The sequence below is a fragment of the Deinococcus radiophilus genome (assembly GCF_020889625.1).
In the GTDB taxonomy this organism is placed as follows: Bacteria; Deinococcota; Deinococci; order Deinococcales; family Deinococcaceae; genus Deinococcus; species Deinococcus radiophilus.
This window is the reverse complement of sequence record NZ_CP086380.1, coordinates 77,690-102,290: the sequence shown is the minus strand read 5'-3', so window position 1 is coordinate 102,290 and position 24,601 is coordinate 77,690. Positions and strand designations below refer to the sequence as shown.

General features: G+C 59.8%; 41 protein-coding genes and 1 pseudogene. 6 read left to right on the top strand and 36 right to left on the bottom strand.

Annotated elements, in window-relative coordinates:
• The first annotated feature begins 86 nt into the window (after positions 1 to 86).
• From LMT64_RS00595 to LMT64_RS00585, 3 genes are all read left to right on the top strand, one after another.
• Positions 87 to 548, top strand: a complete 462-nt coding sequence (locus tag LMT64_RS00595; RefSeq protein ID WP_126353281.1) for a hypothetical protein — start codon at positions 87 to 89, stop codon at positions 546 to 548.
• Between the two features lie 76 nt (positions 549 to 624).
• Positions 625 to 1,083, top strand: coding sequence for a metallophosphoesterase family protein (locus LMT64_RS00590; RefSeq protein ID WP_126353283.1), 459 nt, complete (start codon positions 625 to 627; stop codon positions 1,081 to 1,083).
• Between the two features lie 63 nt (positions 1,084 to 1,146).
• Positions 1,147 to 1,620, top strand: coding sequence for a hypothetical protein (locus LMT64_RS00585; RefSeq protein WP_229253251.1), 474 nt, complete (start codon positions 1,147 to 1,149; stop codon positions 1,618 to 1,620).
• Between the two features lie 71 nt (positions 1,621 to 1,691).
• Here the strand turns inward: LMT64_RS00585 and LMT64_RS00580 are convergent, their stop codons facing one another.
• Entirely contained in the window at positions 1,692 to 2,834 is a 1,143-nt protein-coding gene (locus tag LMT64_RS00580) for a citrate/2-methylcitrate synthase (RefSeq protein ID WP_229253250.1), read from the bottom strand.
• Positions 2,835 to 3,013: 179 nt separating this feature from the next.
• Between LMT64_RS00580 and tsaB the strand changes: the two genes are divergently transcribed.
• Entirely contained in the window at positions 3,014 to 3,574 is a 561-nt protein-coding gene (gene tsaB, locus LMT64_RS00575; RefSeq protein ID WP_126353287.1) for a tRNA (adenosine(37)-N6)-threonylcarbamoyltransferase complex dimerization subunit type 1 TsaB, read from the top strand.
• On the opposite strand, the gene LMT64_RS00570 is transcribed toward tsaB, so the two are convergent.
• Positions 3,561 to 3,947 carry a nucleotide pyrophosphohydrolase gene (locus LMT64_RS00570; protein ID WP_126353289.1) on the bottom strand — a complete coding sequence of 129 codons (387 nt, stop codon included), beginning with the start codon at positions 3,945 to 3,947 and terminating at the stop codon, positions 3,561 to 3,563. The two genes, tsaB and LMT64_RS00570, sit on opposite strands and share 14 nt — an antisense overlap.
• A 54-nt stretch (positions 3,948 to 4,001) precedes the next feature.
• Positions 4,002 to 4,514 carry a DUF4384 domain-containing protein gene (locus tag LMT64_RS00565; protein ID WP_126353291.1) on the bottom strand — a complete coding sequence of 171 codons (513 nt, stop codon included), beginning with the start codon at positions 4,512 to 4,514 and terminating at the stop codon, positions 4,002 to 4,004.
• 89 nt (positions 4,515 to 4,603) lie between these two features.
• On the opposite strand from LMT64_RS00565, the pseudogene ftsH reads away from it, so the two are divergent.
• Positions 4,604 to 6,589 (top strand): annotated as a pseudogene (gene ftsH / locus LMT64_RS00560) (ATP-dependent zinc metalloprotease FtsH).
• 2 nt (positions 6,590 to 6,591) lie between these two features.
• Here ftsH and plsX read toward each other — a convergent pair.
• The 3 genes from plsX to LMT64_RS00545 are packed head-to-tail and all read right to left on the bottom strand — an operon-like array spanning position 6,592 to position 8,652.
• Positions 6,592 to 7,656 (bottom strand): phosphate acyltransferase PlsX, encoded by a 1,065-nt coding sequence (plsX, locus tag LMT64_RS00555; protein ID WP_126353210.1) that lies wholly within the window; start codon positions 7,654 to 7,656, stop codon positions 6,592 to 6,594.
• Complete coding sequence (locus tag LMT64_RS00550; protein WP_126353208.1) at positions 7,653 to 8,252, bottom strand: LabA-like NYN domain-containing protein; 600 nt, start codon at positions 8,250 to 8,252, stop codon at positions 7,653 to 7,655. The genes plsX and LMT64_RS00550 overlap by 4 nt, the downstream gene beginning before the upstream one ends.
• A 37-nt stretch (positions 8,253 to 8,289) precedes the next feature.
• A complete protein-coding gene (locus LMT64_RS00545; RefSeq protein WP_126353206.1) occupies positions 8,290 to 8,652 on the bottom strand; it encodes a DUF309 domain-containing protein in 363 nt (120 codons plus the stop codon).
• 163 nt (positions 8,653 to 8,815) lie between these two features.
• Between LMT64_RS00545 and trxA the strand changes: the two genes are divergently transcribed.
• Positions 8,816 to 9,142, top strand: coding sequence for a thioredoxin (gene trxA, locus LMT64_RS00540; protein ID WP_126353204.1), 327 nt, complete (start codon positions 8,816 to 8,818; stop codon positions 9,140 to 9,142).
• A gap of 161 nt (positions 9,143 to 9,303) precedes the next feature.
• Here the strand turns inward: trxA and rplQ are convergent, their stop codons facing one another.
• From rplQ to rpsJ, 30 genes are all read right to left on the bottom strand, one after another.
• Entirely contained in the window at positions 9,304 to 9,654 is a 351-nt protein-coding gene (gene rplQ, locus LMT64_RS00535) for a 50S ribosomal protein L17 (RefSeq protein ID WP_126353202.1), read from the bottom strand.
• Positions 9,655 to 9,725: 71 nt separating this feature from the next.
• Positions 9,726 to 10,712, bottom strand: coding sequence for a DNA-directed RNA polymerase subunit alpha (locus LMT64_RS00530; RefSeq protein ID WP_126353201.1), 987 nt, complete (start codon positions 10,710 to 10,712; stop codon positions 9,726 to 9,728).
• 14 nt (positions 10,713 to 10,726) lie between these two features.
• On the bottom strand, positions 10,727 to 11,347 hold the full coding sequence (gene rpsD, locus LMT64_RS00525) for a 30S ribosomal protein S4 (RefSeq protein ID WP_126353199.1): 621 nt from the start codon (positions 11,345 to 11,347) through the stop codon (positions 10,727 to 10,729).
• Between the two features lie 164 nt (positions 11,348 to 11,511).
• Positions 11,512 to 11,907 (bottom strand): 30S ribosomal protein S11, encoded by a 396-nt coding sequence (gene rpsK, locus LMT64_RS00520; protein WP_126353197.1) that lies wholly within the window; start codon positions 11,905 to 11,907, stop codon positions 11,512 to 11,514.
• A 3-nt stretch (positions 11,908 to 11,910) separates the two neighbouring features.
• On the bottom strand, positions 11,911 to 12,288 hold the full coding sequence (gene rpsM, locus LMT64_RS00515) for a 30S ribosomal protein S13 (protein WP_126353195.1): 378 nt from the start codon (positions 12,286 to 12,288) through the stop codon (positions 11,911 to 11,913).
• A gap of 2 nt (positions 12,289 to 12,290) precedes the next feature.
• Positions 12,291 to 12,404 (bottom strand): 50S ribosomal protein L36, encoded by a 114-nt coding sequence (gene rpmJ / locus LMT64_RS00510; protein ID WP_126353194.1) that lies wholly within the window; start codon positions 12,402 to 12,404, stop codon positions 12,291 to 12,293.
• A gap of 141 nt (positions 12,405 to 12,545) precedes the next feature.
• Positions 12,546 to 12,788 carry a translation initiation factor IF-1 gene (gene infA / locus LMT64_RS00505; RefSeq protein WP_126353219.1) on the bottom strand — a complete coding sequence of 81 codons (243 nt, stop codon included), beginning with the start codon at positions 12,786 to 12,788 and terminating at the stop codon, positions 12,546 to 12,548.
• A 106-nt stretch (positions 12,789 to 12,894) separates the two neighbouring features.
• Entirely contained in the window at positions 12,895 to 13,512 is a 618-nt protein-coding gene (locus LMT64_RS00500; RefSeq protein WP_229253249.1) for an adenylate kinase, read from the bottom strand.
• 237 nt (positions 13,513 to 13,749) lie between these two features.
• Positions 13,750 to 15,066: a preprotein translocase subunit SecY gene (gene secY, locus LMT64_RS00495; RefSeq protein WP_126353192.1), complete on the bottom strand. Its 1,317-nt coding sequence runs from the start codon at positions 15,064 to 15,066 to the stop codon at positions 13,750 to 13,752.
• A 1-nt stretch (position 15,067) separates the two neighbouring features.
• The gene (gene rplO / locus LMT64_RS00490) at positions 15,068 to 15,520 is read right to left on the bottom strand and encodes a 50S ribosomal protein L15 (protein ID WP_126353216.1); all 453 of its coding nucleotides are present in this window, start codon (positions 15,518 to 15,520) and stop codon (positions 15,068 to 15,070) included.
• An 8-nt stretch (positions 15,521 to 15,528) separates the two neighbouring features.
• Positions 15,529 to 15,696, bottom strand: a complete 168-nt coding sequence (gene rpmD, locus LMT64_RS00485) for a 50S ribosomal protein L30 (RefSeq protein ID WP_211334201.1) — start codon at positions 15,694 to 15,696, stop codon at positions 15,529 to 15,531.
• A 5-nt stretch (positions 15,697 to 15,701) separates the two neighbouring features.
• Complete coding sequence (rpsE, locus tag LMT64_RS00480; protein ID WP_170166058.1) at positions 15,702 to 16,223, bottom strand: 30S ribosomal protein S5; 522 nt, start codon at positions 16,221 to 16,223, stop codon at positions 15,702 to 15,704.
• Positions 16,213 to 16,560, bottom strand: a complete 348-nt coding sequence (gene rplR / locus LMT64_RS00475) for a 50S ribosomal protein L18 (protein ID WP_126353188.1) — start codon at positions 16,558 to 16,560, stop codon at positions 16,213 to 16,215. Before rplR ends, rpsE begins: the two co-directional genes overlap by 11 nt.
• Positions 16,560 to 17,099: a 50S ribosomal protein L6 gene (gene rplF / locus LMT64_RS00470; RefSeq protein WP_126353186.1), complete on the bottom strand. Its 540-nt coding sequence runs from the start codon at positions 17,097 to 17,099 to the stop codon at positions 16,560 to 16,562. Before rplF ends, rplR begins: the two co-directional genes overlap by 1 nt.
• A gap of 59 nt (positions 17,100 to 17,158) precedes the next feature.
• Positions 17,159 to 17,560 carry a 30S ribosomal protein S8 gene (rpsH, locus tag LMT64_RS00465; RefSeq protein WP_126353185.1) on the bottom strand — a complete coding sequence of 134 codons (402 nt, stop codon included), beginning with the start codon at positions 17,558 to 17,560 and terminating at the stop codon, positions 17,159 to 17,161.
• Positions 17,561 to 17,744: 184 nt separating this feature from the next.
• Positions 17,745 to 18,014, bottom strand: coding sequence for a 30S ribosomal protein S14 (gene rpsN / locus LMT64_RS00460; RefSeq protein ID WP_126353183.1), 270 nt, complete (start codon positions 18,012 to 18,014; stop codon positions 17,745 to 17,747).
• Positions 18,015 to 18,151: 137 nt separating this feature from the next.
• A complete protein-coding gene (gene rplE, locus LMT64_RS00455) occupies positions 18,152 to 18,694 on the bottom strand; it encodes a 50S ribosomal protein L5 (RefSeq protein ID WP_126353180.1) in 543 nt (180 codons plus the stop codon).
• A 61-nt stretch (positions 18,695 to 18,755) separates the two neighbouring features.
• Complete coding sequence (gene rplX / locus LMT64_RS00450) at positions 18,756 to 19,103, bottom strand: 50S ribosomal protein L24 (RefSeq protein WP_126353178.1); 348 nt, start codon at positions 19,101 to 19,103, stop codon at positions 18,756 to 18,758.
• Entirely contained in the window at positions 19,103 to 19,507 is a 405-nt protein-coding gene (gene rplN / locus LMT64_RS00445; RefSeq protein ID WP_126353176.1) for a 50S ribosomal protein L14, read from the bottom strand. Before rplN ends, rplX begins: the two co-directional genes overlap by 1 nt.
• Positions 19,504 to 19,806, bottom strand: a complete 303-nt coding sequence (rpsQ, locus tag LMT64_RS00440; RefSeq protein WP_126353212.1) for a 30S ribosomal protein S17 — start codon at positions 19,804 to 19,806, stop codon at positions 19,504 to 19,506. The genes rplN and rpsQ overlap by 4 nt, the downstream gene beginning before the upstream one ends.
• Before the next feature lie 20 nt (positions 19,807 to 19,826).
• Positions 19,827 to 20,030 (bottom strand): 50S ribosomal protein L29, encoded by a 204-nt coding sequence (gene rpmC, locus LMT64_RS00435; RefSeq protein ID WP_126353174.1) that lies wholly within the window; start codon positions 20,028 to 20,030, stop codon positions 19,827 to 19,829.
• A complete protein-coding gene (rplP, locus tag LMT64_RS00430; protein ID WP_126353172.1) occupies positions 20,017 to 20,442 on the bottom strand; it encodes a 50S ribosomal protein L16 in 426 nt (141 codons plus the stop codon). Before rplP ends, rpmC begins: the two co-directional genes overlap by 14 nt.
• Positions 20,429 to 21,211: a 30S ribosomal protein S3 gene (gene rpsC, locus LMT64_RS00425; RefSeq protein ID WP_126353171.1), complete on the bottom strand. Its 783-nt coding sequence runs from the start codon at positions 21,209 to 21,211 to the stop codon at positions 20,429 to 20,431. The genes rplP and rpsC overlap by 14 nt, the downstream gene beginning before the upstream one ends.
• On the bottom strand, positions 21,211 to 21,618 hold the full coding sequence (rplV, locus tag LMT64_RS00420) for a 50S ribosomal protein L22 (protein WP_126353169.1): 408 nt from the start codon (positions 21,616 to 21,618) through the stop codon (positions 21,211 to 21,213). The genes rpsC and rplV overlap by 1 nt, the downstream gene beginning before the upstream one ends.
• Positions 21,615 to 21,902 carry a 30S ribosomal protein S19 gene (gene rpsS, locus LMT64_RS00415; protein WP_126353167.1) on the bottom strand — a complete coding sequence of 96 codons (288 nt, stop codon included), beginning with the start codon at positions 21,900 to 21,902 and terminating at the stop codon, positions 21,615 to 21,617. Before rpsS ends, rplV begins: the two co-directional genes overlap by 4 nt.
• 13 nt (positions 21,903 to 21,915) lie before the next feature.
• Positions 21,916 to 22,752, bottom strand: a complete 837-nt coding sequence (gene rplB, locus LMT64_RS00410) for a 50S ribosomal protein L2 (RefSeq protein ID WP_126353165.1) — start codon at positions 22,750 to 22,752, stop codon at positions 21,916 to 21,918.
• Between the two features lie 11 nt (positions 22,753 to 22,763).
• Entirely contained in the window at positions 22,764 to 23,051 is a 288-nt protein-coding gene (locus LMT64_RS00405; RefSeq protein ID WP_126353163.1) for a 50S ribosomal protein L23, read from the bottom strand.
• The gene (gene rplD / locus LMT64_RS00400) at positions 23,048 to 23,656 is read right to left on the bottom strand and encodes a 50S ribosomal protein L4 (protein WP_126353162.1); all 609 of its coding nucleotides are present in this window, start codon (positions 23,654 to 23,656) and stop codon (positions 23,048 to 23,050) included. Before rplD ends, LMT64_RS00405 begins: the two co-directional genes overlap by 4 nt.
• Positions 23,656 to 24,276 (bottom strand): 50S ribosomal protein L3, encoded by a 621-nt coding sequence (rplC, locus tag LMT64_RS00395; RefSeq protein WP_126353160.1) that lies wholly within the window; start codon positions 24,274 to 24,276, stop codon positions 23,656 to 23,658. Before rplC ends, rplD begins: the two co-directional genes overlap by 1 nt.
• Complete coding sequence (gene rpsJ, locus LMT64_RS00390; protein WP_013614172.1) at positions 24,273 to 24,596, bottom strand: 30S ribosomal protein S10; 324 nt, start codon at positions 24,594 to 24,596, stop codon at positions 24,273 to 24,275. Before rpsJ ends, rplC begins: the two co-directional genes overlap by 4 nt.
• Between the last annotated feature and the right edge of the window lie 5 nt (positions 24,597 to 24,601).

Genomic DNA, 24,601 nt, shown 5'->3' with positions numbered 1-24,601 from the left:
TACTTCATTCTCGTCAGGTGGTTTGTTCAGGAGCTTGTGCAAAGAGTGGACTCTGTTCAGGCTAACTGCATAAGATGAGGGCAGTTATGAAAAAGATTCTGATGCTGACCGCCCTGGTGATGGGTGCTGCCTCCGCCCAGGCCCAAGAAGGTGCGGCGACCTCCGCTGCCGAACTCTACAGCCAGGCCCAGGAGTACGCTGTGCAGGCCGACGTGGCCTACCCCCAGGCTTTCTATGACCGTACCCTGTGGAAAGCCAGCGTAAACAGCGCTTACGCCGCCGCCCAGATGGAACCCGGCAACCGTGACTACCAGGCCTACTTGGCGCAGCTGTACACCAAGACCCAGTGGTGGATCAACGCCTATAACGCCTGGAGCGAAATGGACAACCTGAGCGCCACCGAGCGTCAGTGGGCCAGCCTGAGCGCTGCCAAACTGGCCTACCTGGCCCTGCAGCGCGGCGACCGTGCTGCTGCCAGCGCCTACGTGACTCAGGGCATGGCCTGGGCCGACAGCGACTCGCTGCGCGCCATCCGTAGCCGCCTGTAATCGACCGACCAGCCCTTGTCCCCTGCCCCTGCCTGTGTGCGGGGGCTTTTTTGTTCTGCCGATTTAGACTGGACCCATGCGCGCCCTGATCTTGTCCGACACCCACGGCCTCCTCCGCCCCGAGGTTCTGGCACTGGTGGCCCAGGCTGACCTGGTGATCCACGCTGGCGATGTCGGCCGTCCCGAAGTCTTAGATGACATCCGCCGTGCCGCGCACGCCCCAGTCCATGTGGTACGCGGCAATGTGGACACTGCGCCGCCCCTGAGCGCCCTACCAGCCACCGAGCTGATTGAGGCCGGAGGCCGCAGCCTGTATCTGCTGCACAATCTGGATCATCTGGACCTGTCACCCCAGGCCGCTGGAATAGACGCCGTGGTTTTCGGTCATACCCACCGCCCCGAAGAACGCCGCGAGAATGGAGTGCTGTACCTTAATCCCGGCTCGGTCGGTCCCCGCCGTTTCAGCCTGCCGGTGGTCTGCGCCTGGCTGGACCTTGCCGACGACCTGCAGGTCACTCCAGTAGAGCTGGGATAAAAGCCTGCACAGCAGAGCACATCGTCACGTTCGCCGCTACGCCGCACACGATATACTAAGTGAATGACGCTTCACCCCGCAGACCGCGCTTCCAGCCCGCTGACTGAAGACCTGGTCACTGCCCTGCGCCAGTTGGGCTTGCAAGCAGACTGGCTGGATGAGGGAGCACTGGTGGAGGTTGGAGATCACCGCGTCGTTCTGGATATCGCCCGCGGCGGCGAGGGTGAAGTCTTGGTGCGTGCCCATATGCCGCTGGATATTTTCGTGGAAGAGGACTCTCTGCCCGACTCGCTAATGGGCCTGAACCTGATGAACCAGACCCTGGATTTCGGCATGCTGCTGCTGGACCCAGTAGAGGACGAGCCGCCCGAAGACGAGCCGATGACCTTCGCCATCGTGGGCCGCACCGTGATGTGGCTCAGCAACACCGGCAATCAGGAAGCCCAGCGGCTCTCTACCCACCTGCACCGCTTCGAGTCCGAGGTCTATCAGAGCCTGGAAAGTGCCGTGAACAGCGCCGGAGCCATGACCGCCTGAGGCAGCAACCCTCAAACTGAAAAGCACCGCCGGGGAATCCCATCCCGGCGGTGCTTTGCTGGCCATCTGGCTCAGCTGCGGTCTTCTAGGTTCAGGTAGTGGGCATCCGTATCGCCGGTATAGACCGAGCTGGGACGCAGCAGGCGGTTGTCCTCGCTGTACTCCATCACGCTGGCGCACCAGCCGCTGATGCGGGCCAGCGCAAAGATCGGGGTGAAGTATTCCTTTTCGATGCCCAGATCGGTGTAGACCGTGCCGGAGTAAAAATCCACGTTGGGATAGATCCCCTTGTCCCCGATGCGGTCTACCACGGTTTTCTCGATGGTTTCCAGAATCTGGTAGTTGGTGCTTTTGCCTTCTTTGTCGGCCACCATGGCAGCGTAGTCGCGCAGCACGCGGGAGCGGGGATCGAAGTTCTTGTAGACGCGGTGCCCCACACCCATGATCTTTTCTTTGTTGTCCAGCTTGGCGTTGATGTAGTCGGCGGCCTTATCGGGGCTTCCGACTTCTTCCAGCATCACCATGACCTGCTCGTTGGCTCCACCGTGTAGGGGCGCCTTGAGTGCACCGATGGCACTGGTCATGGCCGAGTACATATCGCTCAGGGTGCTGCTGGTGGCAATGGCCGTGAACGTACTGGCATTCATGCCGTGATCCACGTGCAGAATCAGGGCGATGTCAAACAGGCGGGCCTGTTCAGGGGTCGGCTCGGTGCCGTTGATCATGTACAGGAAGTTCCCAGCATGGCTCAGATCCTGACGCGGAGCCACGATGTCCTTGCCATTGGCCGCACGCATCTGGGCCGCGATGATGGTGGCCAGCTGGGCAATCAGGCGCACCGAGATGGCGCGGCGCGCTTCGGGGGTGATGTCCTCAGACTGCTGGTCCAGCAGGCCCAGGTAAGACACGGCGGTCCGCAGGGCCTGCATGGGATTGGCATCCTGGGGCATCTGCCGGATCAATTGGGTCAGCTCCTCAGGAATCTCACGGTTGGCTTTGAGTTCGGCGTCGAACTCGGCCAATTCCTGGGCAATGGGGAGGCGGCGCAGCAAGAGTGCCAAGCTGAGTTCTTCGAAGGTGCTTTGCTCGGCCCACTCCTGAATAGGAATACCCAAGTGGGTCAAAATGCCTTCCTGGCCGTTGATAAAAGTCAGCTTGCTCTCCGTAAACCGGACGCCTTCAAGCCCTTTGGCGATTTCCTGATTCTGGGTCATAGTGCGCTCACCATAGCACCTTTGTTTTGGTCTTCCCTACCTCACAGACCACAAAATGGAGGCTTTCAGGTTGCTGCGGGGGCTTTGTGCCTGGGGCAGTGACACAGCGAGCCAGCAGAAACGAGGAACCCCAGCCGAAGCAGGGAAGCTGCGCAGGGATAGGCTACACTGGGCGGGCTGTGATCACGCTGGCGCTGGATACCTCTACCCCTTATCTGACCCTGGGCCTCAGCTGGCCCAGTGGTGATTTGGGACACGCCCCTCACTTGGAACGCGCCCACGCTGAGCGCCTGCCTGCTGAAGTCCAGGCCCTGTTCAGCGAAGCGGGCCTGCCCCTGCGGGCAGACCGAATCGTGATTGGCACTGGGCCAGGTTCCTACACCGGCGTGCGGGTCGGGGCCAGCTACGCTCTCGCCCTGGCCCGCGTCTGGCAGGCCGAACTGCTAGGAGTCTCTACCCTGACCGCACTGCTGCCCACAGATGGGAGCGCAGACGGCACCTATCTTCCTGCCCTGGACGCCCGCCGTGATCATGTGTATGCCGGGGTCTACCAGGTCACAAAAGGGAATGTGGAGGAACTGACCGCGCCCACCAAGTTGCCTGCCGCTGATTTAGATGCGCTGGCCACTGAACATCAGGCCAGCATCCGACAGGATGTTCAGCCGAGTGGCCTGAGTCTGATTCGTGCCGCCCAGAGTTTGGGCCAACCTCAGCCCGAGCTGGCACTTAGCTATCTGTAGCTGGACTGCTGGAAACTTTGCGCGTCCAGCGCTCACCGTCACGGCCCTGCACCTTGGCCATCATCCGCTCAAAGCCACGTTCCAGGCTCAGGCCGCGCTCGTTGGCCATACAGATGATCACAAAGAGCAAGTCGGCCAGCTCCATTTCCAAGTCGCCCACATCCTCACCGGGCTTGGGCGTTTTGCCATTCTGGTGGGCCAGGACACGGGCCACCTCACCAGTTTCTTCGGTCAGCCGGGCCAGCATCAGCAGTGGCGGGAAGTAGCCTTCCTCAAACTGGCCGATAAAGTCATCCACCTGCCGACTGGCCTCGGCAAAGGTCAGACCAGTCGCGGCGGCGGGTTCCGCTGTTTGTTGTGCATCTGGAAGCATAGGCCAGCTTAGCGGGGAGCGCTGCCATAGAGAAAGCGCCTGCAGTTCAGCAGCTCAGCGGACGATGTAAAGGTAGGTTTCCTGCACATCCACGTCCCTTGAGGCACGCGGCGAAATGTCCCCGTAGCCCAGCTCATTCCAGCTCTCCTCACCCACCGGACCGCTGAAGACCAGGGTGGTTGACGGCTGCACGCGGCTGAAGATGGCCCGGATTTTCTGAATCCCGAATGGCTCAGCTACGTTGTACACCACTCCGTCATCCATACGGGGGAACTCGTGCAGGCCAGCTTCTACATAGGCACCTCTGGCCATGACCTCTACCGTGCCACTGGGCTGATAGGCCAGCAACGTCAAGTACCCCGGTTCACGCACCTCTACCCGCAAGCGGACCTCCTCACCCACGCGGTAGCTGGCACCTTCACCCCGGTCCGGGGCCAAGTTGGTGATCAGGTTACGCCCGGAGGTCACCAGGCCGTGATTGGTCCGGTCGGCCACCGTCAGGGTGCAGGAGGTGAGCCCGCTACCGAGCAACAGGGCCAAGGCGCTGACGAGCAGTGGTTTTGCCATAGGCGCAGCATAGCAACCCGCAGCCGCCTGACGGGTCCATGGAGCGCCGCGCCGCATTGCCTGGACGGGGGATGCACTAGATTGGCCGCATGCCCGGATCGCTTCAGCGGCCTGCGTCTGGCCGTGCACTGCCCGGCTGGCGTCTGCTCCCAGCTTTGGGCCTCCTTCTGTTGCTGAGCAGCTGTACCGCTGATCCAGCTTCGGCGCGCGCCCCGGCCCCGGAGTCCTCCTCCGCCACTGCCCAGAGCAAGGCTGCATCCGCTGGGGAAGACAAAGCCAGCACAGCGCCACTTCCAGCGGCCTCCACTCGAATCGGCCCCTACACCACCGAACAGTTTCTGGTGGACCTGCGGGCCGGGCGGGTCAATTCGGTAGGCCTAAGCAGCAGCGGCCACGCCACGGTGTTCGTACAGGGAGAAGCTGGGCCACAGTCGGTCAGTCTGCCACCCGACGCCCAAACCCTGGCACTGATCCGCGAGGCCAAGATTCCCCTGACCGTCTCCTCCACCCGCTCGCCTTTCGCCTGGCTGGGTCAGATACTGCCACTGGTGGTGACCCTGCTGATTTTGCTGGTGATGTGGCGGGCCATCCGCACCCAGCAAAATGCTGGGGCTGCCAATACGTTCGGCAAGAGTAAGGCTTCACCCATCGCTCCTGAGAAAGTCGGCGTGACTTTTGCCGACGTAGCGGGCTGTGATGAGGCCAAACAGGACCTGCAGGAAGTCGTCGATTTCCTCCGTCAGCCTGAAAAGTACCGCGCCCTGGAGCCCGTATTCCCCACGGCCTCTTGCTGGTCGGCCCGCCTGGTTCCGGTAAGACCCTCCTCGCCAAAGCGGTCGCCGGCGAAGCCGGCGTCCCCTACTTCTCCATCTCCGGCTCCGACTTTGTCGAAATGTTCGTCGGTGTCGGCGCTGCCCGCGTCCGGGACCTCTTTGAACAGGCCCGCAAAAGTGCGCCCTGCATCATCTTTATGGACGAAATCGACGCGGTAGGCCGCAAGCGTGGCCTGAACCTGCAAGGCGGGAACGATGAGCGGGAACAGACCCTCAATGGGCTGCTGGTGGAGATGGACGGCTTCCGGGGCGAGGCCACCGAGGAGGGACGCGACATTATTGTCCTGGCAGCGACCAACCGCCCGGATGTATTGGACGCCGCTTTGCTGCGTCCCGGCCGCTTTGACCGTCAGGTGGTGGTGGACGCCCCGGACGCTGCTGGCCGGGAGCGAATCCTCCGGATTCACTCCCGGACCAAACCGCTGGATGTGGGGGGTGGATTTGAGCCTGATCGCCCGGCGCACAGCAGGGATGGTGGGGGCAGACCTGGAAAACCTGCTGAATGAAGCGGCGTTGCTGGCGGCGCGTCAGGGGCGCAGCCGGATTCTGATGGGAGACATTGACGAGGCGCGGGACCGGGTATTGATGGGGCCAGAACGGCGGAGCCTGGTGATTCAGGAAGCAGACCGCCGCATCACCGCCTATCACGAGGTCGGCCATGCGCTGGCGGCACAACTTCTCCCCCATGCCCACCGCGTCGCCAAACTGACCGTGGTGCCTCGTGGCCGGGCCGCTGGATACATGCTCCCCGACGCCAAAGACAACCTGCACGTCACCCGCGCCGCCCTGCGCGACATGCTGGCCGTGGCCCTGGCAGGCCGCGCTGCCGAGGAAATTGTCTTTGGCGAGGTCACGGCAGGCGCGCAAAACGACTTTCAACAGGCGACCAGCTTGGCGCGGCGCATGGTCACCGAGTGGGGCATGGGTAAGAGAACTGGCAAGGTCGCCTGGGCCAGCGAGGCTCCCGGCTACTTGGGCGGTGGCTCGCAGCCCATCTCCATGAGTCAGGCCACGGCCCGCGTCATTGATCAAGAAGTGCATGGCTTGGTCAATGATGCGCATGCCGAAGCCGTGGAGCTGCTGAGTGAACGTCTGACCGATATGCACCGGATCGCTGAAGTTTTACTGCGACGTGAAACCCTCAGCGGTGAGGACTTCTCTGTTCTGCTGGCTGGAGGGCAATTAGACGGTGATGGACCTGCCTCGGTCGGCAATTTGATGCCGCAGCCAGCTCCAGGCTGACGCTATTCAGATTGTCCAGAAGCGGGCGAGTCACCAAACTGTTCCAGCGCCACCTTCAACCGCTCAATAAGGTCCGATTCATGAGCGCGGGCCGCACGCAGCAGAGAGTTCTTGACGGCATGTTCATCCGAGGACCCGTGACCGATCAACACGAGTCCCTTCACACCCAGCAGCAAGCTGGCTCCGTAGGCACTGGGGTTCAGCCGCTCGGCCAGCCCTTTGAGCGCTCCTCGGGCCAGCAGTCCACCAGCCTTGGACTTGAGGCTACTTCCCAGCGCTTCCTTGACCCATCCCAGCAGCACCTTGGCCTCACCCTCCGCCAGCTTCAAGACCACATTTCCGGTGAAGCCATCAGTGACCACGATATCGGTGGTTCCCTGGAAGATGTCGCGGCCCTCTACATTGCCATAAAAACGGATACCCTGCCCATCCATGGCCCGCAGCAAGGCGTGGGCATCTAGCACCAGCTGACTGCCCTTGTGGTCCTCCTCGCCAATGCTCAGCAGGCCCACAGCAGGTTCCTCCAAGTCTTCCACCACCCTGAGGTAAACGGTAGCCAGCAGCGCCCACTGCGCCAGATAGGCGGCCTTGACGTCCGCATTGGCTCCCACATCCAACAGGGTCACAAACCCTGTTTTGGCGGGCAGGTGGGTTAACATGGCTGGGCGGTCTACTCCTGGCAGTCGTCCTAGCGTCAGCAGCGCCGATGCCATGGCTGCACCGCTGTGACCCATAGATACTACGGCTGCCGCCCGATCCTCACGCACCAACTGGGTACAGACATTGATGCTGGCTTCACGGCGCGAGCGCACATCACGGGCATGCTCTTCCATCCCAATCACGTCCGATGTGTCAATGACCCGCAGTGGCAGACTGCTGCTGCCAGGATGCTTGGCCAGTTCGGCGTGAATCTGCGGTTCGCGCCCCACCAGCAGCACCGACACGCCCGCACGGGCTGCAGCTACAGCCCCCGCCACATTCGGCTCCACGCCGTAGTCGCCGCCCATAGCGTCCAGCGCAATCGGCAGTCCCAATGGAGCAGCGTTCCGCTTCGCTTCAGCGCTCATCGGTGCTCCCAGCGCCCATAAAATAGGTCCGGTCCAGTTAGTTCACCGCGCCGCAGGTCGCTTCCCGTGCGCCCATCACTGGGCAAGCGGTACCCGGGGCGCTCGAATTCGTGGCGCAGGTTCCGAAGATCTAGATAGTCGTCAGCAGCATTGCGGAGTTCAGCGCTGGTCATCTCCGGCAGATTGACCACTATGCTGCGTTTGCCCCGTGCCCGTAGCGCCTCCAGCGGGCGACCATAGCCACCATCCCCAGTGACCAGCACGGCCACATCGTAGTGATCCAAAGTAGTGAGAAGGTCGGTGATCAGCTCAATATCCAAGCTGGTCCGGCGGCAAGACACTCCACCCTCATCCGCCACCTCGCGCAGCGGCTGGGTACGGACGGTATACCCCATATAAATCAGCGCGTCGGTAAAGCGCTTTTGCTTGTCGCCTTCTTGGGTGGACAATGCCGTGTAATAAAACGCATTATGCACCGCCCCCGTTGCACGGAAATATTCCAGAATCTTCTGATGATCGAAGTTCCAACCCAGGCGTTTGGCCGCCGAGTAAATACTGGCCCCATCTACGAATAGGGCAATACGCGTTGAATTCATGTTCATAACCTCTACATCTGCATTGTACAGTAGGGCGTTAGTTGAGCTGCCCTTGGCCCAACAGCGGCAACGACAATGCAGTAGGCGCGACATCTCCGTCCAGGGCCACATCTACAGCACGTTCAAGGGCCATCCAATCTAAGCCGTAAGCTCCTGCAGGCAATTCACGCAGGTACGCCTGCGCCTTGACAAAGTTGTTGCGGGTGGGCCGTCCTTGACGCCAACGCTTATGTAGGGCCGCTGCCAGCAGAATCAGGGCCTGCAAGGCCGCCCGGCGCTGCCCCTCAGCCTGCAGCCATTCCTCCTCCCAGGCCTCATGCGCTTGCCACCACTCCCCTGCATCAAAGCGGCGGGCTCCGGCCAACCAGGCCTCCGGAAAATCTGCGCCGCTGTGTGTCATCTCTGCCCCATCATAAGGCGGGCCGGTTTAAGGAGGAGTGAACGGTAGCCTCTTGGAATAGCACCGAAACCATCCATTGAGCAGGAGGCGTTCTTGCCAAATTCTTGAGCAAAACGCAAGCCGCCTCTCCTTACGCGTGTGGGCGGCCACTATACTAATTCCCATGAAACCTGTTGAGATGACCGACAGCAACTTTGGCACCGAACTGGGCGACGGACTGACCCTGGTAGATTTCTGGGCACCCTGGTGTGGCCCCTGCCGCATCATCGGCCCTGTCCTGGAAGAGCTGGCTGAAGACTATGATGGCCGCGTCAAAATCGGCAAGGTCAACGTGGATGAGAACCCAGGCACTGCCGGCCAGTTCCGCGTGATGAGCATCCCTACCCTGATCCTGTTCAAAGACGGCCAACCCGTCGAGCAGATGGTCGGCGCTGCCCCCAAACGCTCTTTTGAAACTTTGCTGAACAAACACCTCGAAGCCACCAACTAATCTGACGGACCGTCAGGCTCCAGCAATAGAAAGCCCTCCCAAACCGGGAGGGTTTCCTGTTGGCTCTAACTGAAGACGCCAAAAAAGCCAGTCTATAGGCCAGCTGTCATGCTTGATAGGTGACCCCTACAGCCAACAGGCTAGAGGGGATAAACCTGTGATTAGACCAGCTCGATCAGGGCCATGGTGGTCGCGTCCCCACGGCGAGTGCCGGTCTTGAGAATGCGGGTGTAGCCACCGCTGCGCTCGGCGTAGCGAGGAGCGATTTCTTCCATGACCTTGCTCACGACTTCTTTGTCGTGAATGTCCTGAGCCAGCAGACGGCGGGCGTGCAGATCTCCACCTTTGGCGGTGGTAATCAGCTTCTCGACGTAAGGGCGCAGTTCCTTAGCCTTGGTGAGGGTGGTTTGGATGCGGCCTTCGCGCAGCAGTGCCGTGGCTTGAGCGCGGGCCAGTGCCGTGCGGGCGCTGCTGTTGCGGTTCAGCTTGCGGCCAGCTCTTCCGTGACGCATAGCAGTTCTCCTTAGAGGTTAAAAAGGGAGTGGAGAGCCTGAGCTTCAGGCCCCCGCTCCTGGGCGGGGTCTTAGTCGCGCAGCGCCTTGCCAAACTGGGCCAGTTGCTGTTTGATCTCATCTAGGCTGCGCTCACCAATGCCCGGTACCTTTTTCAGGTCGCGGTCACTCAGGGCGCACAGGGCATCAACGCTGTCAATGCCTTCTTCTTTGAGCGAGTGCAGAACGCGGGTGGTCAGTCCCAGACCTTCCAGGCTGACACTCGGCTCACCACCGACAAAGTCGGATTCGGTGCTGTCCACAGTTTCAGTGGCAGCTTCGGTTTCAGCCTGAGTAGGCTCGGCGGACATGGTGTACTCCACCACGCCGCTTTCGACTTCTTCTAGTTCTTCCACCGTACCGAACACCATTAATTCTTCTCGCAGAATCTCAATGGCTTGGTCCAGCACATCCTGTGGGGTGGCGCTGCCATCCGTCCAGATGCGCAAGATCAACTTATCCAGGTCGGTCTGACGGCCCACACGGGTGTTTTCCACGTGGTAGGCCACACGGCGCACCGGGTTGAACATCGCGTCTACCGGAATCGAGTTGATGCGGTCCTTGGTGGCGTGCTTCTCGGCAGGCATGTAGCCTTCGCCTTCTTCTACGCGCACTTCCATCACCAATTGACCGTCATCGGCCAGGTTGGCAATTTCCAGATCCGGATTCACGATTTCGGCGTCACTTGGAACTTCAAAGTCAGAGGCCCGGATCACCCCTTGGCCCTGAGCACGTAGGGTCAGGGTCTTGGGACCGGGAGCGTGAAACTTCACCACCAGTTCCTTGAGGTTCAGAATCAGTCGAATAACATCTTCTTTGACTCCAGGAATGGTCGAGAACTCGTGCAGCACGTCTTCAATGTAAACACTGGTGACGGCAGTTCCCTGAATCGAGGACATCAGAATGCGCCGAATAGGGTTGCCGATGGTGACCCCGTAACCACGGTTAAGTGGTTCGAGCACGAACTCGCCATAGTTTCCTTCGACGCGGGCTTTGAGTTGAGGGCGCTTCTGATCCATGGGACCTCCAGGGTTTAGCGCGAGTAGTACTCGATGATGAAGTTTTCGTTGATCGGCAGGGCCAGATCTTCACGGGCAGGTAGGCGGTTAAACGTACCGCTGAAGGTTTCAGCGTTGACTTCAAGCCAGGGGCTGGGGCGGCGGCGCTTCATGGCCTCCATGTTTTCCTGCACAAAGCCCATGGAGCGGCTCTTTTCCGCCACGGTGATTTCATCACCGATCTTGACGCGGTAAGAGGCAATGTCAACTTTCTTGCCGTTGACCAGAATATGACCGTGACCTACGAACTGACGGGCCTGGCGGCGGGTGCTGGCAAAGCCCATGCGGAACACGACGTTATCCAAGCGGCGCTCCAGCAACTGCAGGAAAACCGTGCCCAGCACGCCAGGCTGACGGGTGGCCTCTTCGAAGAGGTTACGGAATTGCTTTTCGCTCATACCGTATAGACGGGACAGCTTCTGCTTTTCACGCAGACGCACCGAGTAATCGCTCGGGCGACCACGGCCACGGCGCTGACCGTGCTGACCGGGAGCGTAAGGACGGCGGTCCAAGTACTTCTGAACCTTTTCCGTTTCCGCCAGGTTGATGCCTTCACGGCGGCTTTGTTTCACGATGGAACCACTAAAACGACCCATATTTCTCCTCTGGGCAAATGCCCTGGTCTATTGCGTGCCTCTGCAACTGCCTACGGCAGCGCCGCTTCCTCAGCTTGTGGTGGGCTTGACTGCGCTACAGCGTTTCTACGTGGTGCAGAAACGGTACACAGTGGGAAGCGGGGCAGACGGTCACGCGCGTGCGCTCAGGCGCGGAACTTCTTCTTGGGACGGCAGCCGTTGTGAGGCACAGGAGTGTCGTCCATGATGGAACGCACTTCAATGCCACTGGCCTGAATGGCGCGGATCGCCTGCTCACGGCCGGAGCCGGAGCCGCGGACAATCACGTCCACCGAGTTCATGCCGAAGGACTGCTGGGCTTTTTTCACCGCGTCAGCGGCGGCCAGCTGGGCAGCGTAGGGAGTACCCTTTTTGCTGCCCTTGTAGCCGATGGTACCGCCGGACGACCACGCCACGGAGTTGCCGTCTTGGTCGGTGATGGTGACGATGGTGTTGTTGTAGCTGGCATGCACATATGCGCGGCCCGCAGCAATGTTGCGGCGGCTGCGGCGGGGTGCTCTGCCTTTGGTGGTCTTGGCCATGGCTTACCTCGCTGCTTTCTTCTTGCCAGCAACGGTCTTTTTGGGACCTTTGCGGGTACGGGCGTTGGTTTTGGTCTTCTGACCGCGTACGGGCAGGCCACGGCGGTGACGCAGACCACGGTAAGCACCGATATCCATCAGGCGCTTAATGTTCTGGCCCACTTCACTACGCAGATCGCCTTCGACCTTGTAGGTCTTTTCAATCGCGTCACGCAGGGTGGACTGCTCTGCTTCGCTCAGGTCCTTGATGCGGGTATCTGGGCTCACACCAGTGCGCTCCAGAATCTCGCGGCTGCGGGTCAGGCCGATACCGTAGATATAGGTCAGGCCAATTTCCACACGCTTTTCGCGTGGGAGGTCAACTCCAGCAATACGCGCCATCTTCAGCCCTGCCTTTGCTTATGCTTCACGTTGGTGCAAATGACGAAAACCCGGCCGTGACGGCGGATCACTCGGCAGTTGTCACACATTCTTTTGACACTACTGCGAACTTTCATAGTTCCTCCTCGCGCCGCCTTTGCTTGATGCTGAGCAGCGCTCGACCCCCAAACTCATCTGTCCAAGCGGACGTTCGTCGTCAGGGAATCTGCGGGTACTTCCCACTTTTCGGTTGATGCACGCTAAGACCTATCTTGGTCTTATCTGCGGTAAACGATACGGCCCCGCGTGGTGTCATAAGGACTGATTTCCAGAACAACCCGGTCCCCAGGGAGAATACGAATGTAGTGAATCCGCATTTTTCCGCTGATGTAGGCCAGAATCTCATGACCCGTGTCCAGCTTTACCTTAAAGGTGGTGTTGGGCAAAGCCTCTTCAACCACACCTTCGGCGCGTACGACATCCGAGTCTTCCTTCTTGCGCTTCTCGTTTTGTTCCGGCATTCTTCGTCTCGCCACATAACCTCCAAGCTAAGTACAAGCCAAAGAATAAGGTATCACGTGCCCCCAAACCCTGCAAGCGCCGTGGGCATATGTCCATACCATTCTATCAGCTGGGGACAACGGTGGCCTGAATACGTCCGTACACATCATCCATGCTCCCCGTACCGTCCACTTCGGTCAGTCGTCCACAATTGTGATAGTACTCGATCAGTGGTGCCGTTTCCTCCCGGTAGACCTGTTGACGGCGGCGCGCCACCTCCTCGGTGTCATCGCTCCGAACAGGTTGTCCAGCAGCAGCAGCCTGACGGCCCCGCTCCACGATACGTCCAATCAGTTCTTCATCGGGCACTTCCAATAAGATGGCGGCTTGAACCGGAGCACCCAGTTCGTGCAGAAGCTCATCCAGGGCCTGAGCCTGCGGCACCGTACGCGGGAACCCATCAAAGATTACACGCAGCGAGGACAATCCACTCAGGTAGTCACGAATCAGGGCCACCAAGATATGATCTGGCACCAGTTGACCTGCCGCCAGAATCGGGGCCACTTGTTCCCCCAATTCAGTCTTACGGGCCACATGGTCGCGCAGAATATCACCCGTGCTGATCTTGATCAGTCCGGCTTCGGCGGCCAGGCGCTCGGCCTGTGTTCCCTTCCCTGCGCCGGGAGGGCCCAGAAAGATAATGACTTGGTGGTTGGAAGGTTGAGATGGCTGGTCTATCGTCACGTTCGACTCCTTGAAAAATAAGACTTGAGACGGATGGGCTCTGTATCTGAGCCGTTCTCACGGCTGGCCTTCTCATCATACGGTCCTCTGGGAAAATCAGAGCGTCTCTGAGACAGGAACCTCTGAATTCGAACCTATAGCGAGGAGCCAAGGCGTTAAGAGCCAGCCGAGTGTGGCGAATCTGCTGGACAATTAAAAAACCGCCCAGCAGGGCGGCCAGTTAAGCAGGGTAAGGAATCAGGTCACCCGGTCGCGCAAACGGCCCTTACGAATAAATCCATCGTAGCGGCGCACGGTCAGTTGGGCTTCCAGTTGCTTGAGCGTTTCCAGAGCCACACCCGCAATAATCAGCAGACCCGTTCCGCTGAACATAAAGGTGGTGATCCCCGTCAGGCTCTGCACAATCTGAGGCATGATGGTCAAAATCACCAGAAAGACAGCTCCCCAAAGGCTCAGGCGTGAGCTGATGTTCCCCAAGAACTGGGTGGTTGGTGTACCTGGACGGACACCCGGAATAAAGGCTCCCGACTCGCGCAGCTGCTCACTGATCCGCTTGGGATCAAACTGCACCGAGTTATAGAGAAAGGTAAACCCAAAAATCAGCAGGGCTTCCAGTGCCATATACCAGGGCGACCCAAAGGTCAAGTAGGTCTGCACAAACTCATTGACCTGGGGCCAGCGTGAAGCCGCCGCCGAGCCAATCAGGTTGGGCAGAATCATCATCGCAGAAGCAAAAATCACAGGAATGACGCCGGCCTGGTTCACTTTGATCGGCAGCCAAGTGGCCTGACCAGCACGGCGGGCCGTTCCTGCGGCTCCCCCACGGGCACGGGCATAAGTAATGGGTACCCGGCGCTCAGCCTGATACACATAGACAATGCCGATGATGGTCAGCAGGATAATGCCGATAAAGGCCAGAAGTGGCAACAGTTGGAGCTGTCCCGTACGGAACAGTTCTGCGGTTGCGGCAATTTCCGCAGGGTAAACCCCGATGATGCCTGCCACAATAATCAGGCTGATGCCGTTGCCGATACCCACATCCGTAATCCGCTCACCGATCCACATGGTCAGGGCCACCCCAGCAACCTGAGTCAACACCATCACCAGTGTGGTGAACAGCCCTGGATCCCAACCCACTGCAATAAAGCCAGGATTACTGGTGATATACAGCGAGAAGAAGAGTGCCTGGAAGGCCCCCAGAGCGACAGCCGCATAGCGAGTGAGCTGGTTGATACGCTTACGGCCTTCCTCGCCTTCCTTACTGAGCTTTTCCAGCTGCGGCACCGTACGGGTCAGCAGCTGAATCACGATGCTGGCAGTGATATAAGGCAGCACCCCCAGCGCAAAAATGGAAAATTGCGTGAGGTTGCCGCCTGAAATAAAGCTCAGCAGGCCGAACAGGTCATTGTTGGTGGCATTTTGAAGCGCCGCCACATTGACCCCCGGCGTAGGAATGGCGCTCCCGAGGCGGTAGACCGCCAACAGGAGCAGGGTAAACACTATCTTCCGCAGCAGCTCCGGAGTCTGGAAGGCTTCGCGGAAGGCGCGGAGCATGTTACTCGGCCTTCTCCGGGGCAGCAGTCACTTGCACTTGACCGCCAGCTGCTTCCACAGCTTTTACGGCGCTGGCGCTAGCAGCGTCTACCTGAACAGTGACAGCACGGCTCAGTTCGCCCCCGCCCAGCAATTTGACGGGACGGTCCTTACGGCGCACCAGACCAGCCTGCTCCAGAGCAGCGCGGTCAATGGTGTCACCTTCAAGGGCAGCCAACTGGCTTAGGTTCACCACTTCGAAGGTGGTGCCCACGTTGTTAAAGCCGCGCTTAGGCAGACGGCTGATCAGGGTGCTGCGGCCACCTTCGAAGAACTGGCCTTTACCTGCACCACTGCGGCTCTTCTGACCTTTGTGACCACGTCCAGCGGTCTTATCGGTACCGCCAGGACCACGGCCTATACGCTTACGGTTCCGGCGTGAACCGGGAGCAGGCTGCAGGTCATGCAGTTTCATGACTTTACTCATTGCTGAACCTCCACCAGATGTTCAACTTTGCGGAGCATCCCACGCACCGCGGGGCTATCCTGCACTTCGCGGGACTGACCAATCTTACGCAGACCCAGTGCTTTGACCGTGTCACGCTGTTCCTGTGGACGGCCGATCACACTGCGTTTCAGGGTGATTTTGATCGCGCTCACAGCGAGCCTCCAGTCAGGGGCGACACGCCTTCACTGTCCAGCAGTTCACGGACCTGCTGAGGCGTACGCAGTTTCTGCAACCCGTCAAACACGGCGTAGGCCACATTGATCTGGTTGCGGCTGCCCAGCTCTTTGCTAAGCATGTCGGTGATTCCGGCCAATTCGGCAATAGAACGGGGCACAGTCCCTGCAATGACACCAGTACCGGGAGCAGCGCGCTTGAGCAGCACACGGCTGGTGGTACCTTCACCCACGATGTCGTGAGGAATGGTGCCATTGTCTACCGGCACGGTGATCATGTTCTTGCGAGCCACGGACTTGGCTTTTTCAATGGCCATCGGCACTTCTTTGGCTTTGCCGATACCCATGCCCACGCGGCCATTGCGGTCGCCCAGGATCACCAGAGCGGCGAAACGGAAGCGGCGACCACCCTGGTAGGTTTTCGAGGTGCGGTTAACGAACAGCATCTTTTCTTCAAATTCGCTGTCCTGACGGTCGTTACGGCGATTAAAAGTCAAGGCCACCCTCCCGCGCGGCGTCTGCCAGCGCTTTGACACGTCCGTGGTAACGGTACTGACCACGGTCAAATGCAACTTGTTTGACGCCCTTGGCTACAGCGGCTTCGGCCAGGGCCTTGCCTACAGCAGCAGCACGCTCGGACTTGGTGCCGGTTGCGGCGTCTTTCAGAGCGCCAGTTGAGGCAGCGGCCAGCGTAGTGCCGGTATTGTCGTCGATGATCTGGGCGTAGATGTGCTTGTCCGAGCGGAAGATGCTCAGGCGGGGACGGGTGCCCATGGCGGTGCGCACCTTGCGGCGAGCGCGCAGCTTGCGGCGGGTTGCAGTCATGTTGCTCATTATTTCGCTCCAGCCTTACCGGGTTTGAGAGGAATATGCTCACCCAGGAAGCGCACACCTTTGCCGTGGTAGGCATCGGGCTTACGCACGCGGCGAACATTGGCAGCCACCTGACCGACCAGCTGCTTATCAATGCCAGTCACGTCAATTTTGGTGGGTTCAGGTACGGCGAAGGTCACGCCTTCGGGCGGATCAATAATCACTGGGTGGCTGTAACCGATGGCCAGTTCCAGGGCTTTACCGGACATCTTGGCGCGGAAACCTACACCACGCAGTTCCAGGTTGATGGTGTAACCATCGCTGACACCTTGAACGGCATTTGCGATCAGGCTACGGGCCAGGCCGTGCTGGGCACGGATTTCAGGCTTATCGTTATCACGTTCCACCACCAGCTGATCGCCATCTTGCTTGACGGTCAGGGCCTTGTGGAAGGGCACGCTCAATTCGCCCTTAGGTCCCTTGGCTTTCAGGACACCGTCTTCGACGCTGACCGTGACGCCACCGGGCACAGTAATAGGTGCTTTACCAATACGGGACATGCTGTCTCCTTCTATGCAGTCGTTTTGGACTTTGCAGTCATGTAATCAGGCGTTACGCCTTACCACAAGACGCAGATAACTTCGCCGCCGACGCCTTCTTTACGGGCTTCGCGGTCAGGCAACAGGCCTTTGCTGGTGGATACCACTGCCAAGCCCATGCCGTTACGTACACGGGGCAGACGGTCAGCACTCAGGTAAGCGCGGCGACCAGGACGGCTCACGCGCTCAATGTGCTTGATCACTTGCTCACGGCGTTCGCCGTACTTCAGACCCAGACGCAGCACATCAAACTGCTGCCCTTCGGGACGCATACGCTCCACCGAAGCGATATAGCCTTCTTTGACCAGCAGCTTTGCCAGCTGCTCTTTGAATTTCGACGCTGGCACATCCACGCTCTCTTTGTAACCGCGGGTCGCGTTACGGATGCGCGTCAGCATGTCGGCAATAGGATCACTAACCATTATTCCTCCAGGGGCGGGCAGCCCCAGGACAGCGGAAGCCAACAGGCGGCCTCCAGGTTCTTTTCCCGAAAAAATCCAGTCCATTGAGGAGCCGGGCCTTCTCTTGTTAGGGACATTCCCCAGATCGGACGATCACCTGGCAATGAGGCCTGGTTCGTATCCGCCGGGACCAACTCTCCAGCGCTTACCAGCTGGCTTTACGTACGCCGGGCAGCTCGCCGCGGTGCGCCATTTCACGCATCACGATACGGCTCACGCCGAAGTGACGGATGTAGCCACGGGGACGACCCGTGAATTCACAGCGGTTGTGCAGGCGGGTAGGGCTGGCGTCGCGGGGCAACTGGCTCAGACCGTAGTAGTCGCCGGCGGCTTTCATCTCAGCGCGCTGAGCAGCGTACTTGGCAACCTTCTTCTCGCGCTGCTTCTGCTTGGCAATTTTGCTCTTTTTGGCCATGTTCTTATGCTTCCTTTCTGTGAATCTCTTATTTCCTTTGCAGCTCTCGCGGCAAACAATAAGGAGTGCAGCGGGGCTGCAACTCCTTACTTTACCCTAAGCGGGCCATCTTGACCAGCCTCAGGCGCCAGAGGCGCTTACTTGCGGAAAGGCAGGCCCAAACCCTGAAGCAGGGCACGGGCTTCTTCGTCAGTGCGGGCCGTAGTCACGATGGTGATATCCATACCGCGGGTACGGTCCACCATGTCGTAGGTGATTTCAGGGAAGATCAGTTGCTCTTTGATACCCAGGTTGTAGTTGCCACGGCCATCAAAAGCGTTGGGATTAATCCCACGGAAATCGCGAATACGGGGCAGGCCAACATTAATCAGCTTGTCCAGGAAGACCCACATGCGGTCACCGCGCAGGGTCACTTTGACACCTACGGGCATACCCTGACGCAGCTTGAAGTTCGAGATGCTCTTCTTGGCTTTGGTCACCACTGGCTTTTGCAGGGTGATCAGTGCCAGTTCCTTGGCGGCCTTATCGATGGCCTTGGAGTCATCGCGCGCAGCTGAGCCGAGGCCCTCGTTGATCACGATCTTCTCAACGCGGGGAGCAGCCATCACGCTGGAGTAGCTGAACTGCTCAACCAGCGATGGGCGCACCTCGCTTTGGTACTTTTCTTTGAGTTGCAACATAAGTCCTCATTTCGGGCGGACAGGTCGCCCAGGCCGCCCACGAAGGAGCGGCCCCATACGTTTAGTCGACGACTTTACCGCTGGCAGCGGCCACACGGACTTTTTTGCCATCTACCACTTGCTTGCGCACGCGGGTGGCTTTGCCAGTCTCGGGGTCCACCAGGGCCACTTTGGAGGCATGCAGAGGAATCTCAGTTTCCACACGGCCACCTTCGGGGTTGGCAAAGCTGGGCTTGACATGCTTGATGACCGTGTTCACACCTTCGATCAGAACCTTCTGGTCGCGGGGGGAGGTCTGCAGCACTTTACCGGTTGCGCCTTTGTGTTTGCCACTCAGCACAATGACGGTGTCGCCCTTACGGACATGCAGCTTGTTGTTGTGGTGTTCACCGGCAGTTTTACGGGGCATCACAGCACCTCCGGAGCCAGAGAAACGATCTTCATGAAACGGCGGTCACGCAGTTCACGGGCCACCGGACCAAAGACGCGGGTGCCGCGGGGTTCACCGTTCTGGTTGATCACCACAGCAGCGTTGCGGTCAAAGCGGATGGTGCTGCCATCCTGGCGTTTGATCGCGTGGCTGGTACGTACAACCACAGCCTTCACTACGTCGCCGGCCTTCACTGCACCACGGGGCGCAGCGTCTTTTACGCTGGCCACGATAATGTCGCCCACCTGAGCGTAGCGTTTGTTGCCGCCGCCACCCGTGGTCAGGCCTTTGCCGCCGATGCCACTGTTCAGTACACGGATGCACATCAATTCACGTGCGCCGCTGTTGTCGGCCACGTCAAGACGGGTCTGAACCTGAATCATGCTTCGCCTCCGGCTTCCTCGGTGGCCACTTCGGTTTCAGCCACCGTGGTTTCGAGGTTATGGGGACGCTCGATCAGACGGGTGACCTTCCAGGTCTTGGTCTTGCTGATCGGGCGCACCGAGATGATCTCCACGCGGTCACCGATGCGGTACTCGTTTCGCTCGTCATGAGCCGCGTACTTCTTGCTGCGGGTCACGACCTTGCCGTACAGAGGGTGAGCAAAGCGGCGCTCCACTTTCACGCTCACCGTCTTGTCGCCCTTGTCGCTCACCACGGTGCCCTGGAAGGTCTTTCTCAGGGCGACTTTTTTCATTTCACTCATTGCTGACCTTCCTTGCGCTGACGCTCGCTGCGGATGGTGTTCAGCTGGGCCACTTCACGGCGCAGTCGGCTCACGCGGTGGGGCTGAGGCAGGTTACCTACCGAAGCCTGGAAGCGCAGCTCCATCAGCTCTTTTTTACGGCTCTCGATTTCGCGGTCGAAATCGTTCAGTGCCAGTTCACGCATTTCACTGGGCTTCATCGTACACCTCGCGCTTGACCATCTTGGTCTTGATGGGCAGCTTGTGACCCGCCAGGCGGAAGGCTTCCTTCGCCTGCACTTCGGTCACGCCGGCCACCTCGAACATCACGCGGCCCGGCTTCACTACGGCCACCCAGTACTCCACCGCGCCCTTACCCTTACCCATTCGCACTTCCAAGGGCTTTTTAGTGACAGGCTTGTCGGGGAAAATACGGATGTAGATCTTACCGCCGCGGCGGAAGTGACGGCTCATCACGATACGGCAGGCTTCGATATGGTTCGAACGAATCCAGCCGGGTTCCATGGCAACCATGCCATAGTCACCAAATGCCACATAGTCGCCGCCTTTGGCTTCACCGCGCATGCGGCCACGGAATTGCTTACGGTACTTGGTGCGCTTAGGAAGCAGCATTGGGTCCTCCTTGACGGCGGCGAGCGGTCGGGCGGCGGCGGCCACCTGCAGGACGCTCTCCGCGGTTACGGCGCTCGGCACCGTCTTCGTCACGGCCGGCGCTACGGGGGCCACGGGTCTGACCGGTTTCAGTGCGGCCACCAATCACTTCACCGTTAAACACCAGCACCTTGATGCCCAACTGTCCATAGGTGGTGCTGGCGGTGGCGGTGCCGTAATCGATGTCAGCGCGCAGGGTGTGCAGGGGCACACGGCCTTCCAGCACTTTCTCGGTGCGGGACTGCTCGGCGCCACCCAGACGGCCCGACAGCACCACTTTGCAGCCACGGGCGCCGGATTCCATCACGCGCTGAGCAGCTTGCTTCATGGCGCGGCGGAAAGCGAAACGGCGCTCAATCTGCTCGGCGATACGCAGGGCAACCAGCGGAGCACTGGTGTTGGGGTTGGGAATCTCCGCGACGTTTACGGCCACAGTTCCGGCTTCCACCATATTCTCGATACGCTGACGAATAGCCTTGATGCTCTCGCCGCCTTTACCGATCACGATGCCAGGCTTGGCCGCGCTGATGATCACATTGATCTGCTGACCAGCACGCTCGATCTCGATACGGGCAATACCAGCAGCCTGCAGTTCTTTGTGAACCAGCTGACGGATCTGCTCGTCTTCGCGCAGCAGCTGGCTGTAGTTTTTCTTGCCGGCATACCAGCGGCTGTTCCAGCCACGGGTCACGCCGAGGCGGAAGCCGTTGGGGTTGATTTTATTACCCATCAGTTGGCTCCTTTTTCGCTGACCACGATGGTGATGTGGCTGGTGCGCTTGCGGATGATATTGGCGGCGCCACGGGCACGGGGAATCAGGCGCTTGAGGGTCGGGCCAGCGTCCACGTAGGCTTCCTTGATGAACAGCTGGTCTTCCAGCATGTCGTCGTTGTGCAGCGCGTTGGCCTTGGCCGAGTTCAGCACCTTGCTGATCGGCTCACTGGCAATGTGGGGCAGGAAGCGCAGGATGTCTTCGGCGTCCTGAACGGACTTGCCGCGAATCAGGTCCACGACCAGGCGCACTTTGCGTGGGCTCATGCGCACGTACTTGGCACGGGCAAAGCCCGGCTTGCGCAGCTTGTGCTCCTGCTTGCGCTGCTTCTTGTTGCGGAATTCTGCGGTCTGGGTAGCGGTCATTTCCTCTTGCTCCCTTTGGCATTCTTGTCGGCGCCGTGACCACGGTAGTTGCGGGTAGGGGCAAACTCGCCCAGTTTGTGACCGATCATCTGCTCATTCACAAACACCGGGGTGTGCTGTTTGCCGTTGTGTACCGCGATGGTGTGACCGATCATTTCGGGCACGATGGTCGAGCGGCGGCTCCAGGTCTTGATGACTTTCTTCTCTTTGCGCTCGTTCTGGGTATCCACCTTTTTCAGGAGGTGATCATCCACGAACGGGCCTTTTTTGAGGCTACGGGGCATTCTCTACCCTCCTTTACTTGCGGCCCTTACGGCGGCTGATGATGAAGCGGTCACTGTTCTTGCGCTTGCGGCGGGTCTTGAGACCCTTCGAAGGCTGTCCCCAGGGGCTGACCGGTACACGGCCCGCGCTGGTGCGGCCTTCACCACCGCCGTGTGGGTGGTCCACCGGGTTCATGGCGCTACCACGCTGGTGTGGCTTGCGGCCCAACCAGCGGCTGCGTCCGGCCTTACCCAGCACGATGTTCTTGTGCTCGGCGTTACCGACCGTACCGATGGTGGCGTAGCACTCGGAGTGAATGCGGCGCAGTTCGCCGCTGGGCAGACGCAGGATGACGTAGTCGCCTTCCTTACCCTGGACCTGCACGCTGGTTCCGGCGCTGCGGGCCATCTGGGCACCCTTGCCGGGAACCAGTTCCACCGCGTGCACCACGGCACCCACAGGCACGAAGCGCAGGGGCAGGGCATTACCCAGCTTAGGCTCGGCTTCGGGGCCAGCGTTGACCTTCTGGCCAACTTTGAGGCCTTCGGGAGCGAGGATGTAGCGCTTGACGCCGTCAGCGTAGTTCAGCAGAGCGATACGGGCGCTGCGGTTGGGATCGTACTCGATGGCAGCGACGTTGGCGGTCACGCCAGCCTTATCACGGCGCTTGAAGTCGATGATGCGGTACAGGCGCTTGTGTCCACCACCGATAAAACGGCTGGTGATACGGCCACGGTTGTTACGGCCACCGGTCTTATGCAGGGGCTCGGTCAGGGCCTTTTCGGGGCGCTTTTTGGTCAGGCCCGAAAAGTCGGCCGTGGTCATCTGACGGCGACTGGGGGTATAGGGACGGTACTTCTTAATAGCCATGCTGAATCTCCTTAGACCAGTCCTTCGAGGGCTTCGATCTTCTGGCCATCGGCGAGACGAACCACAGCCTTCTTGCGGTCGTTGCGCTGGCCCATGAAACGGCCCACACGCTTGCGCTTGCCACGGACGTTCATGGTGCTGATACCGACCACCTGGACATCAAAGGCCTTTTGAATGGCACTCTTGATTTCAGGCTTGGTGGCTTTGGGATCAACCCAGAAGCTGTAAACGCCCTGCTCCATTGCAGCGAAAGACTTTTCGCTGACCACGGGGGACTGAATAATGTCGTAGTGGCTCACTGCTGGCCCTCCTCTTCCTGAGCAGGCTCCAGGGCAACCGCGTCAATCACCAGACGGTCGTGACGCAGGATGTCGTAAGCGTTCAGGCCAGCCACCGGCAGGGCAGTGGCCCAGGCCACATTACGGGCGCTGCGCAGAACATTTGCATCGTCAGTGACGATCAAGACTTTTTCGCTGCCGTCCATGCCATTGTCCTTGGCCCACTGCACAAAGCTCTTGGTCTTGCCGTCCAGGTCGTAGCCATCCACGGCGGTCAGCATGCCGGCAGCCTGACGGTCGGCCAGGGCCATGGCCAGACCCAACTGACGCACCTTACGTGGCAGGGTATAGCTGTAACTACGGGGTTTAGGACCGAAGGCCACACCACCGCCTACAAAAGTCGGCACGGTACGGTCGCCGTGACGGGCATTACCGGTGCCCTTCTGAGAGAACATTTTGCGGCCGGTACGGGCCACCTGAGCGCGGGTCTTGGTACTGGCGGTGCCGCGGCGGCGGCCGGCCAGCTGCCAGGTCACGACCTCGTGCAGCACATGGGGGTTCACTTCTGGCAGGTCCAGCTCGATGGAGCGGCCGCCGTTCTTACCAACAACTTGAATCTGCGCCATTACTGGCCTCCCTTAACGGCGCCTCGCAGCACCACCAGGCCGCCGTTGGCTCCGGGAACCGCACCTTTGACCAGGATCAGGTTCTCGTCGGGACGGACTTCAACCACTTCCAGGTTCTGCACTGTTACGCGCTCGTCACCCATGTGGCCAGCCATCTTCTTGCCTTTGAACACACGGCCGGGGGTCTTACGCTGACCGATCGAACCGGGGCGGCGGTGCCACTTCTTGGCACCGTGGCTGGCCGGACCACCGGAAAAGTTCCAGCGCTTCATAACGCCCTGGAAACCTTTACCTTTGCTGGTACCGGTCACATCCACCTTTTCGCCTTCGCTGAACAGGTCCACGCGCACTTCGTCGCCTTCAGGGCTGAAGTCACGGAATTCACGCAGGTAGCGCACCGGGCTTAGGCTGGCCTTTTTCAGGTGGCCCAGCTGGGGCTTGTTCAGGTTCTTCTCTTTGCGGTCACCAAAACCGATCTGCACGGCTTCGTAGCCGTCCACTTCGTTGGTTTTACGCTGCACGACTGGGCAAGGACCGGCCAGAATGACCGTTACTGGTACGGCGCGGTCTTCTTTCCAGATCTGGGTCATGCCGATCTTGGTACCGAGGATGCCCTTCATGCGCCGCCTCCCACCGTCTTGATTTCAATGTCCACGCCGGTCGGCAGGTCCAGGGTCATCAGGCTATCAATGGTCTTCTTGGTGGGGTTCTTGATGTCCACCAGGCGGTTGTGGGTGCGAATCTCGAAGTGCTCGCGGCTGTCCTTGTCGATAAAGGGGCTACGCAGCACACAGAAACGGCGGATACGGGTGGGCAGCGGCACGGGGCCGCTCACGTCTGCGCCGGTGCGGCGGACCGTATCCACGATCTTGCTCGCGGACTGGTCCAGCGCACGGTGGTCGAAACCGCGCAGTTTGATACGAATCTTGGGAGCTACCATTCTCT

Excerpts from the sequence above, each read along its gene's own strand:
- rplD (WP_126353162.1), bottom strand. The coding sequence starts at position 23,656 with ATGGCGCAGATTCAAGTTGTTGGTAAGAACGGCGGCCGCTCCATCGAG.
- rpmC (WP_126353174.1), bottom strand. The coding sequence starts at position 20,030 with ATGAAGCCCAGTGAAATGCGTGAACTGGCACTGAACGATTTCGACCGC.
- LMT64_RS00585 (WP_229253251.1), top strand. The coding sequence starts at position 1,147 with ATGACGCTTCACCCCGCAGACCGCGCTTCCAGCCCGCTGACTGAAGAC.
- LMT64_RS00545 (WP_126353206.1), bottom strand. The coding sequence starts at position 8,652 with ATGACACACAGCGGCGCAGATTTTCCGGAGGCCTGGTTGGCCGGAGCC.
- plsX (WP_126353210.1), bottom strand. The coding sequence starts at position 7,656 with ATGAGCGCTGAAGCGAAGCGGAACGCTGCTCCATTGGGACTGCCGATT.
- rpmJ (WP_126353194.1), bottom strand. The coding sequence starts at position 12,404 with ATGAAAGTTCGCAGTAGTGTCAAAAGAATGTGTGACAACTGCCGAGTG.
- rpsH (WP_126353185.1), bottom strand. The coding sequence starts at position 17,560 with ATGGTTAGTGATCCTATTGCCGACATGCTGACGCGCATCCGTAACGCG.
- infA (WP_126353219.1), bottom strand. The coding sequence starts at position 12,788 with ATGCCGGAACAAAACGAGAAGCGCAAGAAGGAAGACTCGGATGTCGTA.
- trxA (WP_126353204.1), top strand. The coding sequence starts at position 8,816 with ATGAAACCTGTTGAGATGACCGACAGCAACTTTGGCACCGAACTGGGC.
- rplP (WP_126353172.1), bottom strand. The coding sequence starts at position 20,442 with ATGCTGCTTCCTAAGCGCACCAAGTACCGTAAGCAATTCCGTGGCCGC.
- rplF (WP_126353186.1), bottom strand. The coding sequence starts at position 17,099 with ATGTCCCGTATTGGTAAAGCACCTATTACTGTGCCCGGTGGCGTCACG.
- LMT64_RS00590 (WP_126353283.1), top strand. The coding sequence starts at position 625 with ATGCGCGCCCTGATCTTGTCCGACACCCACGGCCTCCTCCGCCCCGAG.
- rplE (WP_126353180.1), bottom strand. The coding sequence starts at position 18,694 with ATGTTGCAACTCAAAGAAAAGTACCAAAGCGAGGTGCGCCCATCGCTG.
- rplR (WP_126353188.1), bottom strand. The coding sequence starts at position 16,560 with ATGAGCAACATGACTGCAACCCGCCGCAAGCTGCGCGCTCGCCGCAAG.
- rpsM (WP_126353195.1), bottom strand. The coding sequence starts at position 12,288 with ATGGCGCGTATTGCTGGAGTTGACCTCCCACGCGAAAAGCGTGTGGAA.
- secY (WP_126353192.1), bottom strand. The coding sequence starts at position 15,066 with ATGCTCCGCGCCTTCCGCGAAGCCTTCCAGACTCCGGAGCTGCTGCGG.
- rplO (WP_126353216.1), bottom strand. The coding sequence starts at position 15,520 with ATGAAACTGCATGACCTGCAGCCTGCTCCCGGTTCACGCCGGAACCGT.
- rplN (WP_126353176.1), bottom strand. The coding sequence starts at position 19,507 with ATGATTCAGGTTCAGACCCGTCTTGACGTGGCCGACAACAGCGGCGCA.
- rpsS (WP_126353167.1), bottom strand. The coding sequence starts at position 21,902 with ATGCCCCGTAGCCTCAAAAAAGGCCCGTTCGTGGATGATCACCTCCTG.
- rplB (WP_126353165.1), bottom strand. The coding sequence starts at position 22,752 with ATGGCTATTAAGAAGTACCGTCCCTATACCCCCAGTCGCCGTCAGATG.
- rplQ (WP_126353202.1), bottom strand. The coding sequence starts at position 9,654 with ATGCGTCACGGAAGAGCTGGCCGCAAGCTGAACCGCAACAGCAGCGCC.
- rpsJ (WP_013614172.1), bottom strand. The coding sequence starts at position 24,596 with ATGGTAGCTCCCAAGATTCGTATCAAACTGCGCGGTTTCGACCACCGT.
- LMT64_RS00580 (WP_229253250.1), bottom strand. The coding sequence starts at position 2,834 with ATGACCCAGAATCAGGAAATCGCCAAAGGGCTTGAAGGCGTCCGGTTT.
- LMT64_RS00595 (WP_126353281.1), top strand. The coding sequence starts at position 87 with ATGAAAAAGATTCTGATGCTGACCGCCCTGGTGATGGGTGCTGCCTCC.
- LMT64_RS00570 (WP_126353289.1), bottom strand. The coding sequence starts at position 3,947 with ATGCTTCCAGATGCACAACAAACAGCGGAACCCGCCGCCGCGACTGGT.
- LMT64_RS00550 (WP_126353208.1), bottom strand. The coding sequence starts at position 8,252 with ATGAATTCAACGCGTATTGCCCTATTCGTAGATGGGGCCAGTATTTAC.
- rpsN (WP_126353183.1), bottom strand. The coding sequence starts at position 18,014 with ATGGCCAAAAAGAGCAAAATTGCCAAGCAGAAGCAGCGCGAGAAGAAG.
- rpsK (WP_126353197.1), bottom strand. The coding sequence starts at position 11,907 with ATGGCCAAGACCACCAAAGGCAGAGCACCCCGCCGCAGCCGCCGCAAC.
- LMT64_RS00530 (WP_126353201.1), bottom strand. The coding sequence starts at position 10,712 with ATGGATCAGAAGCGCCCTCAACTCAAAGCCCGCGTCGAAGGAAACTAT.
- rpsD (WP_126353199.1), bottom strand. The coding sequence starts at position 11,347 with ATGGGTCGTTTTAGTGGTTCCATCGTGAAACAAAGCCGCCGTGAAGGC.
- LMT64_RS00565 (WP_126353291.1), bottom strand. The coding sequence starts at position 4,514 with ATGGCAAAACCACTGCTCGTCAGCGCCTTGGCCCTGTTGCTCGGTAGC.
- rplV (WP_126353169.1), bottom strand. The coding sequence starts at position 21,618 with ATGACCGCTACCCAGACCGCAGAATTCCGCAACAAGAAGCAGCGCAAG.
- rplC (WP_126353160.1), bottom strand. The coding sequence starts at position 24,276 with ATGAAGGGCATCCTCGGTACCAAGATCGGCATGACCCAGATCTGGAAA.
- rplX (WP_126353178.1), bottom strand. The coding sequence starts at position 19,103 with ATGCCCCGTAAAACTGCCGGTGAACACCACAACAACAAGCTGCATGTC.
- rpsC (WP_126353171.1), bottom strand. The coding sequence starts at position 21,211 with ATGGGTAATAAAATCAACCCCAACGGCTTCCGCCTCGGCGTGACCCGT.